Origin of the sequence: Pseudomonas sp. H11T01, from assembly GCF_048515765.1 — a bacterium.
In the GTDB taxonomy this organism is placed as follows: domain Bacteria; phylum Pseudomonadota; class Gammaproteobacteria; order Pseudomonadales; family Pseudomonadaceae; genus Aquipseudomonas.
Genome location: NZ_JBLYED010000022.1, coordinates 86,501 through 99,535, shown reverse-complemented (window position 1 = coordinate 99,535; position 13,035 = coordinate 86,501). Strand labels below are relative to the sequence as shown.

Genomic DNA, 13,035 nt, shown 5'->3' with positions numbered 1-13,035 from the left:
GCGTCAATTGATGGCATTGATGGGCTGAAAGGCCCTTTTTTCCTGAGCACCTCAGAAAAACAAATGCCCCGACAAGTCGGGGCATTTGTTTTTTGGCCTTGGCCGGCTGTGTTTTCACACAGTCTGCTCTCAGCCGGGTTTTTTATGCCTGACGCGCAGCTTACAGCTTGCCGGCGTTCTCGGTCAGGTAAGCAGCAACGCCTTCTGGCGAAGCAGTCATACCTTTGTCGCCTTTTTTCCAGTTGGCAGGGCAAACTTCGCCGTGCTCTTCATGGAATTGCAGTGCGTCGACCAGACGGATCAGCTCTTCCATGTTACGACCCAGTGGCAGGTCGTTGACGATTTGCGAACGGACTACGCCTTTGTCGTCGATCAGGAATGCGCCACGGAAAGCCACGCCGTCTGCGGACTGAACGTCGTAGGCTTTCATGATTTCCTGCTTGATGTCGGCAGCCATGGTGTATTGAACCTGGCCGATGCCGCCATTGTTGACCGGGGTGTTGCGCCAGGCGTTGTGGGTGAAGTGCGAGTCGATCGACACAGCGATCACTTCAACGTTGCGAGCCTTGAAGTCAGCCATGCGGTTGTCCAGAGCGATCAGCTCGGACGGGCAGACAAAGGTGAAGTCCAGTGGGTAGAAGAACACCAGGCCGTATTTGCCTTTGATGGCCGAGGACAGGGTGAAGCTGTCAACGATCTCGCCATTGCCGAGTACGGCCGGTACGGTGAAGTCAGGGGCTTGCTTGCCTACGAGTACGCTCATTGGATATCTCCTGGTGTAATAACGTGAAGAACAGGGTTCGCACCAGCCTGCCACCCTTAGGCGACAGCCCTGTGACACGAACCCGCTTCGCAAGGGCCGACCATCATACACTGCGATTTTGACCTGTCCTTAGCGGTTTTTTCGAGGCAGGTAAAAAGGCCGCTGCTGTATTTCCCCATGGATGGCGTGAAGGGAAAACCGTTCGTCAGTCACATGCCTCTCTGAGGCAAAGCTTTCAGAAAGCACTTTGACAATCATTCTCGTTAACATTAAGATCCATCGCAATTGAGCCACAACCAGCGACGGTTCTCACTTATGTATGTCTGCCTCTGCACTGGCGTCACTGACGGGCAAATCCGCGATGCGATCTTTGAAGGTTGCTGCAGCTACCGTGAGGTGCGCCAAGCCACCGGCGTTGCCAGCCAATGCGGTAAATGCGCGTGCCTTGCCAAGCAAGTGGTACGCGAAACCCTGACCGAACTGCAAAGCAGCCAGGCAGCGATCCCCTACCCCGTAGAATTTTCCGCCGCTTAAATAATGTATTTTAAAGAACCGGACTTAGTGTCCGGTTTTTTATGCCTAGAATTCAATCGCTTAGGATCAAGACGCGGAACACAAACATTCTTATTCCGATTAATTTTTATATATTATTCAATAACTTAGGTTTGACACATGTAACTACGCGGCTCAAACTCGGCCTTATATACAGTGCATACAGGGCAGGATTCCCATCATGAAAGGCGACATTACAGTCATCCAGCATCTCAACAAGATCCTTGCCAATGAGCTGGTCGCGATCAATCAGTACTTCCTGCATGCGCGCATGTATGAAGATTGGGGCCTGAACAAACTCGGCAAGCACGAGTATCACGAATCCATCGACGAAATGAAGCATGCGGATAAGCTGATCAAGCGCATCCTGTTCCTCGAAGGCCTGCCGAACGTACAAGACCTCGGCAAGCTGCAGATCGGCGAACACACCAAGGAAATGCTTGAGTGCGACCTGCGCATCGAGAAGACCGGCCATGCCGACCTTAAGGTGGCCATCGCGCATTGTGAAGTGACGGGTGATTTCGGCAGCCGTGAACTGCTCGAAGAGATTCTCGAGTCAGAAGAAGAACATATCGACTGGCTGGAAACCCAATTGGGCCTGATCGATAAAGTCGGTCTTGAGAACTACCTGCAATCGCAGATGGGCGAGTAACCTGGCGCCCTGCTCTCGATACAAAGTCTCGATACAACAAAAGTCTCGATGTAACAAAAAGCCCCGCCCTCTTTCGAGAGGCGGGGCTTTTTATTGCCCGGGGTTTTAGGCAAGACCTAAAACCAATGTGGGATCAGGCTTCGGTCTTGTTCGCTGCGGCTTTTTCGACAGCAGCTTTGATCGTGGCCTGCAATGAACCGTCAGCAGCCATTTCAGTCATGATGTCGCTACCGCCGACCAGCTCACCACCGACCCACAATTGTGGGAAAGTTGGCCAGTTGGCGTATTTTGGCAGGTTGGCGCGGATTTCCGGGTTCTGCAGGATGTCCACGTAAGCGAACTTCTCACCACAGCCCATGACGGCCTGAGCGGCTTTGGCGGAGAAGCCACACTGCGGGGCATTCGGCGAGCCTTTCATGTAAAGCAGAATGGTGTTGTTGGCAATCTGCTCTTTAATAGTTTCGATGATATCCATGGAGCACCTCGGCTGAACTTTCCGACTCAGTTGTCGGCACGGTGGCGCATTGTAACGGAAAGCCGAGCGCTATGCTCGGCCTCCCCGACAGACACTCATCATCGCAAATTCCTTGCGCAGCACTCAGGCCGCCGCCACCTTTACCGGCACGCCGTTCAACGCCGCATTGCCCGAAAGCTCATCCAGCTGTCGCTCATCAGTAAGGTCATTGGCGCTCGCACCCGGCTGGCCGCAAGCAATTCCCATCTGCACGCCAGGCCGTGCATGCCCCCAACCATGGGGCAGACTGACCACACCCGGCATCATCTCAACGCTGGCCAGCACTTCGACTTCGATAGCGCCGACTCTCGAGCTGACACGCACCCGCTGCCCATCACTGAGGCCGCGGCTGGCCAGGTCATCCGGGTGCATCAACAATTGATGACGCGGCTTGCCTTTCACCAGGCGGTGATAGTTGTGCATCCAGGAATTGTTACTGCGCACATGCCGACGCCCGATCATCAACAACTCGTCAGCCAATGGCGCTTGCAGCGCAGCAAAACGCTTCAGGTCCGCCAGAATCGCCGCCGGCGCTGCTTGAACACGCTGATTCTCGGTCTTCAAACGCGGCCCGAGATTCGCTTTGAGTGGCCCCAGATCGATCCCATGAGGATGATCGAACAAGGTCGCGACAGACAACTTATGCATTGAAGCATCGCCATACAGGCCGGCACGCAACCCTCGGTCGATCATTTGCGCTGGAGCGATGGTCGGCTTCAGTTCTTTACCGGTCTTCGCTGCAAAGGCCTGTGCCAGTCCAACAAATATTTCCCAGTCGTGCAACGCACCTTCAGGCTTGGCCAGAATCGCCCGATTGAAACGACTGACGTTACGCACCGCGAACATATTGAAGGTGGTGTCGTAGTGGTCGTTCTCCAGTGCCGACGTCGACGGCAGGATCAGGTCGGCATAACGGGTGGTTTCATTGATGTACAAGTCGATGCTGAGCATGAACTCCAGACCGTCCAGCGCCTGTTCCAGTTGCCGACCATTGGGCGTGGACAGCACCGGATTTCCGGCCACCGTGATCAGTGCGCGCACCTGACCTTCGCCTTCGGTGAGCATTTCTTCGGCCAGCGCCGATACCGGCAACTCGCCGCCGTACTCCGGACGCCCTGATACTCGGCTTTGCCAGCGATTGAAATGCCCACCCGAAGTGGAAGCCACCAGATCCACCGCAGGCTCCGTGCACAGCGCACCGCCCACCCGGTCGAGATTGCCGGTCACCAGATTGATTAACTGCACCAGCCAGTGACACAAGGTGCCGAACGACTGGGTGGAGACACCCATCCGGCCATAGCAGACCGCTTTGTCCGCTGCTGCGAAGTCTCGCGCCAACTGGCGGATCTGCCCGGCAGGGACAGCGCAAAGCGGGCTCATCGCCTCGGGGGTGAAGCGGCTGATCGCCTGACGGACCTCGTCCAGACCCTCCACCGGTAAATGGCTCTCGCGGGTCAAGCCTTCATCGAACAAGGTGTTGAGCAACCCGAACAATAGCGCAGCATCTCCACCTGGGCGGACAAACAGATGTTGATCGGCGATGGCCGCCGTTTCGCTGCGTCGAGGATCGACCACCACAACCTTGCCACCCCGCGCCTGGATCGCCTTCAAGCGCTTCTCCACATCCGGCACAGTCATGATGCTGCCGTTGGAGGCCAACGGATTGCCACCCAGAATCAGCATGAAATCGGTGTGATCGATGTCCGGAATGGGCAGCAACAAGCCATGGCCATACATCAAATAGCTACTCAGGTGCTGGGGCAACTGGTCGACCGAGGTGGCGGAAAACCGGTTGCGGGTTTTCAGCAGACCGAGAAAGTAATTGCTGTGGGTCATCAGCCCATAGTTGTGCACGCTGGGGTTGCCCTGATAGACCGCCACGGCGTTCTGTCCATGGAGCTCCTGAATCGCCCCGAGCCGCTCGGCCACCAGCGCAAACGCTGCATCCCACTCGATCGGCTGCCATTCGTTGCCGACCCTGAGCATGGGTTGGTGCAGACGGTCCGGGTCGTTCTGGATATCCTGCAGCGCTACCGCCTTGGGGCAGATATGACCGCGACTGAAGCTGTCCTGCGCATCCCCCTTGATCGAGGTGATCTGCACAGCAGCGCCGTCGACTGCAGTGGTTTCGATGGTCAAGCCGCAGATGGCCTCACACAGATGGCAAGCACGGTGATGGAGAGTCTTGGTCATGGCCAGCCTCTATTTTATTCGGAGCAGCCAGCATCAGGCCGCGAGAACAAAACTATGGCGTCTGACCGGCCACTGCGCCAGAGACGTTCGTTTTGTGAATCCAGAGGCATCAGGCCAACCGATACCGGCCAGCCACCCTTCAGTTCAACGGAAGCCCGAACGGGGTCTTCAACTGAACTTCCTCAATGGTTTCGATCTGCTCATGGGCCACATGGACCCCGGTGAGTTCGCCGATCAATCGCCAGTGCTCGTCGAGCCCGGCACTGATGGTTGCCATGCGGTCGATCATGCGCCGACCCGCGGCCTTGGTCACTTCGTCCTCACTGCGCAGCAACTCGAAAGACATCGAGGTCACGGAGGCGGTGAGGTGGGTCAGGGAGCGCGACATCAGTCCCAGTAACTCCATTAATTGCTGCTCTTTTGATTCCATTCCAGAAACTCCTTCTATCGCCCATGACACTTTCACAGCCTAGCACCTTGTGCCAGGAAATGTTTCGGCTGGGACAGCCTTACCGAGACTGCCCGCAAAAACCCCCGCCTGACCAGTCAGAAACCGACCATTACGGCGCTTTGCCCGTCCCGTTTGATTGCCAAGCCGCGCGAGGGCAGTGTACAAATGGCGGGCTGCAGTCAGGAAACAGGCTTCAAAAGCGCTACCGCGACATCCTCGTAGCACCGCTGAACTCCCCTAAGAACCGTAGCCCTATTGGTAAGGCGCGACATTTAATGTCAAGATCGCGCCTTCCCCTATTTCGTCGCCCCGCGCGGCTTTCGCCGCAGGTCTCGCCCGTTTTTCAATTAAACAAGGCTTTGAGTATCTGCGGTCTGTTGCAAAAAGGTAGTTAATGATGAGCGCAAGGCACTTTCTCTCCCTGATGGATTGCACGCCCGAAGAGCTGGTCAGCGTGATTCGTCGAGGCATCGAGCTGAAGGACCTGCGTAATCGCGGCGTACTCTTCGAGCCATTGAAAAACCGCGTTCTCGGGATGATTTTCGAGAAGTCCTCGACCCGTACCCGCCTCTCCTTCGAAGCCGGCATGATCCAGCTGGGTGGCCAAGCGATCTTTCTCTCGCCACGCGATACTCAATTGGGCCGTGGCGAGCCGATTGGCGATTGCGCCATCGTCATGTCGCGCATGCTCGATGCAGTGATGATCCGCACTTTTGCCCACAGCACCCTGACCGAATTCGCCGCCAACTCCCGCGTGCCTGTGATAAACGGCCTGTCCGACGACCTGCATCCGTGCCAGTTACTGGCCGACATGCAAACCTTCCTCGAACATCGCGGCTCGATCCAGGGCAAGACCGTTGCCTGGATCGGCGACGGCAACAACATGTGCAACAGCTATATAGAAGCCGCCATTCAGTTCGACTTCCAACTGCGCATCGCCTGCCCGCAAGGTTACGAGCCGAACCCTGAGTTCGTCGCCAAGGCCGGCGATCGCGTGACCATCGTCCGCGATCCTCGGGATGCAGTGATCGGCGCTCATCTGGTCAGCACTGACGTCTGGACCTCCATGGGCCAGGAAGAGGAAACCGCCAAGCGCCTCGCGCTGTTCGCCCCCTTCCAGGTGACACGCGCCCTGCTCGACATGGCCGCACCGGACGTGCTGTTCATGCACTGTCTACCCGCTCACCGTGGCGAGGAGATCAGTCTCGACCTGCTCGACGATCAGCGTTCTGTCGCTTGGGATCAGGCGGAAAACCGTCTTCACGCACAAAAAGCCCTGCTCGAGTTTCTGGTCGAGCCGGCGTACCACCACGCATGAGCCAGCCATTACTGCTTAACCTGCGTAATCTGGCCTGCGGCTACCAAGACCAACGGGTCGTGCAGAACCTCAACCTGCACCTCAATGCCGGGGATATCGGTTGCCTGCTCGGCTCGTCCGGTTGTGGCAAAACCACCACCCTACGAGCGATTGCCGGTTTCGAGCCAGTGCACGAAGGTGAAATCAAACTGGCCGGTGAAGTCATCTCAAGCGCCGGTTTCACCCTGGCGCCAGAGAAACGTCGGATCGGCATGGTGTTCCAGGACTACGCGCTGTTTCCGCACTTGAGCGTGGCCGACAACATCGCCTTCGGAATTCGCAAACATCCGCAAAAGGATCGCGTGACCGAAGAACTGCTCGAACTGGTCAACCTGAAAAACCTCGGCAAGCGCTTCCCCCACGAACTGTCCGGTGGTCAGCAGCAGCGTGTCGCGCTGGCTCGCGCACTGGCGCCAGAACCTCAACTGCTGTTGCTCGACGAACCCTTCTCCAACCTCGACGGCGAACTGCGACGCAAGCTCAGCCATGAGGTGCGGGACATTCTCAAAGCCCGTGGCACCAGCGCGATTCTGGTGACCCACGATCAGGAAGAAGCCTTCGCGGTCAGCGACCACGTCGGCGTGTTCAAGGAAGGTCGGCTGGAGCAGTGGGACACGCCGTACAACCTTTACCACGAGCCATTCACCCCCTTTGTCGCGAGCTTTATCGGCCAGGGTTATTTCATTCGCGGCCAGTTGCTGAGCCCGGAATCAGTGCAGACCGAACTGGGTGTACTGCGAGGCAATCGCGCCTATACATGGCCGATTGGCGGTGCCGTCGACGTGCTGTTGCGTCCCGACGATATCGTCTATGCGCCGGACAGCGAACTGAAAGCACGAATCACCGGCAAGACTTTCCTCGGTGCTTCGACCTTGTATCGCCTGCAATTGCCGACCGGCAGCCAGCTGGAATCGATCTTCCCAAGCCACGCTGATCATCGGGTCGGTACGGACGTCGGGATTCGTGTCGCGGCAGAACATCTGGTGTTGTTTCAAGCGTCCGGCAGTACGGCGGCGCAGATTCCGTAGGAGCTGCCGCAGGCTGCGATCTTTTGATCTTGCTCTTTGGCACTCCCGGCACCGCTAAAAAATCGTCCGAACGCGGCCCAAACCTGCGGCAGCTCCTACGCCGATTAGATACACCCGCAGATCTTCGGGTGTACACAAATCCTGTAGGAGCTGCCGCAAGCTGCGATCTTTTCAAGGTCCACGCAATATAGCGTCAACCCAGCATCAACTTCCCACTCGCCACTAACGTCGCATTCCCGCCGATCTTTACTCGATCCCCTTCCAGACGACAGAACAACTCGCCACCACGCGCCGAACATTGATACGCCGTCAGGCTCGATTTGCCCAAGCGTTGCGACCAGTACGGGATAAGGCTGCAATGGGTCGAACCGGTCACAGGATCTTCGTTGATCCCTATCGCCGGGGCGAAATAGCGTGAGACGAAATCATGCCGAGTCCCTCGCGCTGTAACGATCGCTCCTGGCCACGGCAATTTCGCCAATGCAACCATGTCAGGCTTGCAATCAAGCACTGCCTGCTCGGACGCCAACACCACAAACAATTCGTTGCTGCCCAATACGTCGACCGCCTCGACCCCCAACGCGCGCTCCACATCCAGCGTCACCCCGACCTCGCGGGGCACAATCGCCGGAAAATCCAGCCACAGACGCTCGCCTTCGCGGCTGACGCTCAAGGGACCGGACTTGCTAATGAAGTCCAGTCGCTCGACTGGTTCCTTATACATCTCAAACAAGACATAGGCGCTGGCCAGGGTGGCATGACCACACAGCGGCACCTCAGTGGTGGGTGTGAACCAGCGGATATGCCAACCCTGACCTTCGCGTACCACAAAAGCGGTTTCTGCCAGATTGTGCTCGGCGGCAATCTTCTGCATCAGCTCATCGGCGAGCCATGCATCGAGCCGATAGACCATTGCCGGGTTGCCACTGAATGGCCGATCGCTGAACGCGTCGACCTGATAAAACTCAAGTTGCATGACCATACCTCTCCTTGAATATGCGACAGCGAGCATGCCCCCGGACGTACTCCGGGGCTAGTCACAGAGAAGGGTAATTTTCGCCATACAGCGACGATTCAAACCATCAAGCCCGACCAATATCGGCGAACTTCGCCTGAGTATGCTCGGCCAGTACAGCAGCTGACAGCTCGACCTCAAGGCCCCGGCGCCCCGCGCTGACAAAAATACTGACGAAGGGCTGAGCGCTGTTATCGACGAAGGTTCGCAAACGCTTCTTCTGCCCCAAGGGGCTGATCCCACCCAGCAGGTAACCGGTCGCCCGTTGTGCAGCGGCCGGGTCAGCCATCTCGACTTTCTTCACTCCCGCAGCATGGGCCAGTGCCTTCAGATCCAGACTTCCGACGACCGGCACCACCGCCACCAATAATTCGCCCTTTTCACTGGAGGCCAACAGCGTCTTGAACACCTGAGCCGGATCGAGCCCAAGCTTTTCCGCGGCCTCCAGACCATAAGAAGCAGCCTTCGGGTCATGTTCGTAACTGTGCACCCGATGTTCGGCTCGAACTTTTTTCAACAAATCCAATGCAGGTGTCATGGCGGCTCCGGGCTTGGCCAATGGAGAAAAACGCTGATGGAAGATTCTAGGCCATCAGTCGATAAAAGGCTCTATTGCACGGCCGTTACGCCAGCTCACTGTTGAATCCATTGGTCATCATCCTACTCATTGGCAGCGTTTTCGCACGCCCGCCACGCGATCATTCTGACGGCTAATAGTTTAAAAATGACTGACGGTTCACTTTCGACCTTTGACATCAGTGTTTCTTGTCTATATTTTTTCGAATCTGAATATGGATCCAACAACTCCAAAGTCGTACCCGGCCGCAAGCCGAGACAAAGATCGGGATTCTTGCCTTGGTGAAAATCGCGCTCTGACCCTTTCGAAAAGCGCCAGACAACAACAATAAACGAGGTTTTCAATGACGACTGCTCTACAACAACCTTCGCTCTCGAGCCAATGCATGGCCGAATTCCTGGGTACTGCTTTATTGATTTTCTTTGGTACCGGCTGCGTTGCCGCGCTCAAAGTCGCGGGTGCCAGCTTTGGCTTATGGGAGATCAGTATCATCTGGGGGATCGGCGTGAGCATGGCGATCTACCTGACCGCGGGCATTTCCGGCGCGCACCTCAACCCGGCAGTCAGTATTGCACTGTGCATTTTTGCCGACTTTGAAAAACGCAAACTGCCGTTCTATATCTTCGCTCAGGTCGCCGGAGCCTTTTGCTCAGCGTTGTTGGTTTACACGCTTTACAGCAACCTGTTCTTCGATTACGAACAAACTCACCAGATGGTTCGCGGCACACAAGCCAGCCTCGAACTGGCCTCGGTGTTCTCCACGTTCCCGAACCCAACCCTGTCGACGGGCCAGGCGTTTCTGGTGGAGGTGATCATCACCGCCATCCTGATGGGCGTGATCATGTCCCTCACCGACGACAACAATGGTCTGCCGAAGGGTCCACTGGCGCCGCTGCTGATCGGCCTGTTGATTGCCGTCATTGGTAGCTCGATGGGCCCGCTGACCGGTTTTGCGATGAACCCGGCACGGGACTTCGGTCCTAAACTGATGACCTTCGTCGCCGGCTGGGGTGAAATATCCTTCACCGGTGGACGTGATATTCCGTACTTCCTGATTCCGATATTTGCACCAATCATGGGTGCCTGCCTCGGCGCTGCCGCCTACCGCGGGCTGATTGCTCGTCATCTGCCCATCGCCATACCTGCTACAAAGGATGCAGAACACGCCATTGACGGCAAAGTAAGAATTTCTTGAAAACGGCGGCGCGCAATCCTGCCCAACCCTGATCTCGCGCCTCACCCCACTCCCTTATTTCGTCCAAGGCAATCGACATGACCGACACTCAGAATAAGAACTACATCATTGCCCTCGATCAGGGTACAACCAGCTCCCGGGCGATTATTTTCGACCGCGACGCCAACGTGGTCTGTACCGCTCAGCGCGAATTCGCCCAGCACTACCCGCAAGCCGGTTGGGTGGAACACGACCCGATGGAAATCTTCGCCACCCAAAGCGCGGTAATGGTCGAGGCCCTGGCTCAAGCCGGCCTGCATCACGATCAGGTCGCGGCCATTGGCATCACCAACCAGCGCGAAACCACCGTGGTCTGGGACAAGACCACCGGCCGCCCGATCTACAACGCGATCGTCTGGCAGTGCCGTCGCAGCACCGAGATCTGCCAGCAACTCAAGCGCGACGGTTATGAGCAGTACATCAGCGAAACCACCGGTCTGGTCACCGACCCGTACTTCTCCGGCACCAAGCTGAAATGGATTCTCGACAACGTCGAAGGCAGCCGCGAACGCGCCCGCAACGGCGAACTGCTGTTCGGCACCATTGACAGCTGGCTGATCTGGAAATTTACCGGTGGCAAGACCCACGTTACCGACTACACCAACGCCTCGCGGACCATGCTCTTCAACATCCACACCCTGGAGTGGGATGCGAAGATGCTTGAGGTGCTGGACATCCCGCGCGAGATGCTCCCGGAGGTCAAGTCGTCGTCAGAAATCTACGGCCACACCAAGAGCGGCATCGCCATCGGCGGTATTGCCGGCGACCAACAGGCGGCGCTGTTCGGCCAGATGTGCGTCGAACCCGGCCAGGCGAAAAACACCTACGGCACCGGTTGCTTCCTGCTGATGAACACCGGTGACAAAGCGGTGAAATCCAAACACGGCATGCTCACCACCATCGCTTGCGGCCCACGCGGCGAAGTCGCTTATGCGCTGGAAGGCGCGGTATTCAACGGTGGCTCCACCGTGCAATGGCTGCGTGACGAGTTGAAAATCATCAACGACGCTCACGACACCGAATACTTCGCCAACAAGGTCAAGGACAGCAACGGCGTGTACTTGGTCCCGGCGTTCACCGGACTGGGTGCACCGTACTGGGACCCGTATGCCCGTGGCGCGCTGTTCGGCCTGACCCGTGGTGTACGCGTGGATCACATTATTCGCGCAGCCCTGGAGTCGATTGCCTACCAGACCCGCGACGTGCTCGACGCCATGCAACAGGATTCGGGCGAACGCCTCAAAGCCCTGCGCGTGGATGGCGGTGCGGTGGCGAACAACTTCCTGATGCAGTTCCAGGCGGACATTCTCGGCACGCATGTCGAACGCCCGAAAATGCGCGAAACCACCGCCCTCGGCGCTGCCTATCTGGCGGGCCTGGCCTGCGGTTTCTGGGGCAGCCTGGATGAGCTGCGCGGCAAGGCTGTGATCGAGCGCGAGTTCAAACCGCAACTGGCCGAAGCAGAGAAGGAAAAACTCTACGCTGGCTGGCAAAAAGCCGTGAGTCGCACCCGTGACTGGGAACCGCACGAAGAGGTTAAATAAGCCACACGACAGAGTCGTATCTGTATGTAACTGGCCGGGAGTAGATTCCTGCGGCATCATGGGCAAATTTTGCACGGCAGCCCAAAGGAAGCCCCATGAATCTGCCTCCCCGTCAGCAGCAAATCCTCGAACTGGTCCGCGAACGCGGCTACGTCAGCATCGAAGAAATGGCTCAGCTGTTCGTCGTTACACCACAAACCATTCGCCGCGATATCAATCAATTGGCGGAACTGAACCTGTTGCGCCGCTATCACGGCGGCGCAGCTTACGATTCGAGCGTAGAAAACACCGCCTACGCCATGCGGGCCGATCAAATGCGCGATGAGAAACAACGCATCGCCGAAGCCATCGCCGCTCAAGTCCCCGATCATGCCTCGCTGTTCATTAACATCGGTACCACTACCGAATCCATCGCCCGAGCGCTGCTCAATCACACCCAGCTCAAGGTGATCACTAACAACCTGCATGTCGCCTCGATCCTCAGCGCCAAGGATGACTTCGAAGTCCTGCTGGCCGGCGGCAATGTGCGCCGCGACGGCGGTGTCGTCGGCCAGGCCAGCGTTGACTTCATCAACCAGTTCAAAGTCGACTTCGCCCTGGTCGGCATCAGCGGCATCGATGAAGATGGCAGCCTGCTGGATTTCGACTATCAGGAAGTGCGGGTTTCCCAGGCGATCATCGCCAATGCCCGACAAGTCATACTGGCAGCCGACTCCAGTAAATTTGGTCGCAACGCCATGGTCCGACTGGGACCGATCAGCCTGATCGATTGTCTGGTCACCGATCAGCCGCCAGTGCCAGCGCTGGCGCAACTGCTGAGTCAGCACAAGATTCGGCTGGAAGTGGTTTAAGCCTCTATTAAGCTGGGCACGCTCCCCTGTGGCGAGGGAGCTTGCTCCCGCTCGGCCGCGCAGCGGTCGCAAAACCGATAAATGCGTTATATCTGAAAACTCGCGTATGCAGTTTTTAGGGCTGCTGCGCACCCCAGCGGGAGCAAGCTCCCTCGCCACATAGACCGCTCCCGCCCCTTCCCTTTGTAAAATGTTCGAAAATTTTCCTTTAGCCCCCGTTCGATCAGTATTTTCAATCGAAGTTGACTGGCTGTGCCCGTGTTTATGCGCTACTATTTTCGAAATTGAACATAAATGTTCGAAT

At 57.1% G+C, this 13,035-nt stretch carries 13 protein-coding genes; 7 read left to right on the top strand and 6 right to left on the bottom strand.

Annotated features, from left to right (window positions below):
• Positions 1 to 160: 160 nt before the first annotated feature.
• On the bottom strand, positions 161 to 763 hold the full coding sequence (locus ACN1C3_RS25305; protein WP_419118474.1) for a peroxiredoxin: 603 nt from the start codon (positions 761 to 763) through the stop codon (positions 161 to 163).
• Between the two features lie 315 nt (positions 764 to 1,078).
• Here ACN1C3_RS25305 and ACN1C3_RS25300 point away from each other — a divergent pair, with 315 nt between their 5' ends.
• Both ACN1C3_RS25300 and bfr read left to right on the top strand, forming a co-directional pair.
• Positions 1,079 to 1,297 carry a bacterioferritin-associated ferredoxin gene (locus tag ACN1C3_RS25300; RefSeq protein WP_419118473.1) on the top strand — a complete coding sequence of 73 codons (219 nt, stop codon included), beginning with the start codon at positions 1,079 to 1,081 and terminating at the stop codon, positions 1,295 to 1,297.
• Between the two features lie 199 nt (positions 1,298 to 1,496).
• On the top strand, positions 1,497 to 1,967 hold the full coding sequence (bfr, locus tag ACN1C3_RS25295; RefSeq protein ID WP_419118472.1) for a bacterioferritin: 471 nt from the start codon (positions 1,497 to 1,499) through the stop codon (positions 1,965 to 1,967).
• A 133-nt stretch (positions 1,968 to 2,100) separates the two neighbouring features.
• Here the strand turns inward: bfr and grxD are convergent, their stop codons facing one another.
• From grxD to ACN1C3_RS25280, 3 genes are all read right to left on the bottom strand, one after another.
• Complete coding sequence (gene grxD / locus ACN1C3_RS25290; protein WP_150643657.1) at positions 2,101 to 2,442, bottom strand: Grx4 family monothiol glutaredoxin; 342 nt, start codon at positions 2,440 to 2,442, stop codon at positions 2,101 to 2,103.
• A 123-nt stretch (positions 2,443 to 2,565) separates the two neighbouring features.
• Entirely contained in the window at positions 2,566 to 4,674 is a 2,109-nt protein-coding gene (locus ACN1C3_RS25285) for a molybdopterin oxidoreductase family protein (RefSeq protein ID WP_419118471.1), read from the bottom strand.
• Between the two features lie 139 nt (positions 4,675 to 4,813).
• A complete protein-coding gene (locus ACN1C3_RS25280) occupies positions 4,814 to 5,104 on the bottom strand; it encodes a hypothetical protein (protein ID WP_419118470.1) in 291 nt (96 codons plus the stop codon).
• A 418-nt stretch (positions 5,105 to 5,522) separates the two neighbouring features.
• Here ACN1C3_RS25280 and argF point away from each other — a divergent pair, with 418 nt between their 5' ends.
• Entirely contained in the window at positions 5,523 to 6,443 is a 921-nt protein-coding gene (gene argF, locus ACN1C3_RS25275; protein WP_419118469.1) for an ornithine carbamoyltransferase, read from the top strand.
• Positions 6,440 to 7,510, top strand: a complete 1,071-nt coding sequence (locus ACN1C3_RS25270; protein WP_419118468.1) for an ABC transporter ATP-binding protein — start codon at positions 6,440 to 6,442, stop codon at positions 7,508 to 7,510. Before argF ends, ACN1C3_RS25270 begins: the two co-directional genes overlap by 4 nt.
• Before the next feature lie 193 nt (positions 7,511 to 7,703).
• Here the strand turns inward: ACN1C3_RS25270 and ACN1C3_RS25265 are convergent, their stop codons facing one another.
• Together ACN1C3_RS25265 and ybaK are read right to left on the bottom strand one after the other, a co-directional pair.
• Positions 7,704 to 8,486: a PhzF family phenazine biosynthesis protein gene (locus ACN1C3_RS25265; RefSeq protein WP_419118467.1), complete on the bottom strand. Its 783-nt coding sequence runs from the start codon at positions 8,484 to 8,486 to the stop codon at positions 7,704 to 7,706.
• A gap of 106 nt (positions 8,487 to 8,592) precedes the next feature.
• Positions 8,593 to 9,063 (bottom strand): Cys-tRNA(Pro) deacylase, encoded by a 471-nt coding sequence (ybaK, locus tag ACN1C3_RS25260; protein WP_419118466.1) that lies wholly within the window; start codon positions 9,061 to 9,063, stop codon positions 8,593 to 8,595.
• Between the two features lie 382 nt (positions 9,064 to 9,445).
• On the opposite strand from ybaK, the gene ACN1C3_RS25255 reads away from it, so the two are divergent.
• The 3 genes from ACN1C3_RS25255 to ACN1C3_RS25245 all read left to right on the top strand — a co-directional run bounded on the left by ACN1C3_RS25255 (position 9,446) and on the right by ACN1C3_RS25245 (position 12,731).
• Entirely contained in the window at positions 9,446 to 10,297 is an 852-nt protein-coding gene (locus ACN1C3_RS25255; protein ID WP_419118465.1) for an MIP/aquaporin family protein, read from the top strand.
• A 77-nt stretch (positions 10,298 to 10,374) separates the two neighbouring features.
• Positions 10,375 to 11,880 (top strand): glycerol kinase GlpK, encoded by a 1,506-nt coding sequence (gene glpK / locus ACN1C3_RS25250; RefSeq protein ID WP_419118464.1) that lies wholly within the window; start codon positions 10,375 to 10,377, stop codon positions 11,878 to 11,880.
• A gap of 95 nt (positions 11,881 to 11,975) precedes the next feature.
• Positions 11,976 to 12,731, top strand: a complete 756-nt coding sequence (locus tag ACN1C3_RS25245; RefSeq protein ID WP_419118463.1) for a DeoR/GlpR family transcriptional regulator — start codon at positions 11,976 to 11,978, stop codon at positions 12,729 to 12,731.
• Positions 12,732 to 13,035: the final 304 nt, after the last annotated feature.

What these genes read in the sequence shown, in the direction of transcription:
- ACN1C3_RS25305 (WP_419118474.1), bottom strand. Translation starts at nt 763, where the DNA reads ATGAGCGTACTCGTAGGCAAGCAAGCCCCTGACTTCACCGTACCGGCC.
- ACN1C3_RS25300 (WP_419118473.1), top strand. Translation starts at nt 1,079, where the DNA reads ATGTATGTCTGCCTCTGCACTGGCGTCACTGACGGGCAAATCCGCGAT.
- bfr (WP_419118472.1), top strand. Translation starts at nt 1,497, where the DNA reads ATGAAAGGCGACATTACAGTCATCCAGCATCTCAACAAGATCCTTGCC.
- grxD (WP_150643657.1), bottom strand. Translation starts at nt 2,442, where the DNA reads ATGGATATCATCGAAACTATTAAAGAGCAGATTGCCAACAACACCATT.
- ACN1C3_RS25285 (WP_419118471.1), bottom strand. Translation starts at nt 4,674, where the DNA reads ATGACCAAGACTCTCCATCACCGTGCTTGCCATCTGTGTGAGGCCATC.
- ACN1C3_RS25280 (WP_419118470.1), bottom strand. Translation starts at nt 5,104, where the DNA reads ATGGAATCAAAAGAGCAGCAATTAATGGAGTTACTGGGACTGATGTCG.
- argF (WP_419118469.1), top strand. Translation starts at nt 5,523, where the DNA reads ATGAGCGCAAGGCACTTTCTCTCCCTGATGGATTGCACGCCCGAAGAG.
- ACN1C3_RS25270 (WP_419118468.1), top strand. Translation starts at nt 6,440, where the DNA reads ATGAGCCAGCCATTACTGCTTAACCTGCGTAATCTGGCCTGCGGCTAC.
- ACN1C3_RS25265 (WP_419118467.1), bottom strand. Translation starts at nt 8,486, where the DNA reads ATGCAACTTGAGTTTTATCAGGTCGACGCGTTCAGCGATCGGCCATTC.
- ybaK (WP_419118466.1), bottom strand. Translation starts at nt 9,063, where the DNA reads ATGACACCTGCATTGGATTTGTTGAAAAAAGTTCGAGCCGAACATCGG.
- ACN1C3_RS25255 (WP_419118465.1), top strand. Translation starts at nt 9,446, where the DNA reads ATGACGACTGCTCTACAACAACCTTCGCTCTCGAGCCAATGCATGGCC.
- glpK (WP_419118464.1), top strand. Translation starts at nt 10,375, where the DNA reads ATGACCGACACTCAGAATAAGAACTACATCATTGCCCTCGATCAGGGT.
- ACN1C3_RS25245 (WP_419118463.1), top strand. Translation starts at nt 11,976, where the DNA reads ATGAATCTGCCTCCCCGTCAGCAGCAAATCCTCGAACTGGTCCGCGAA.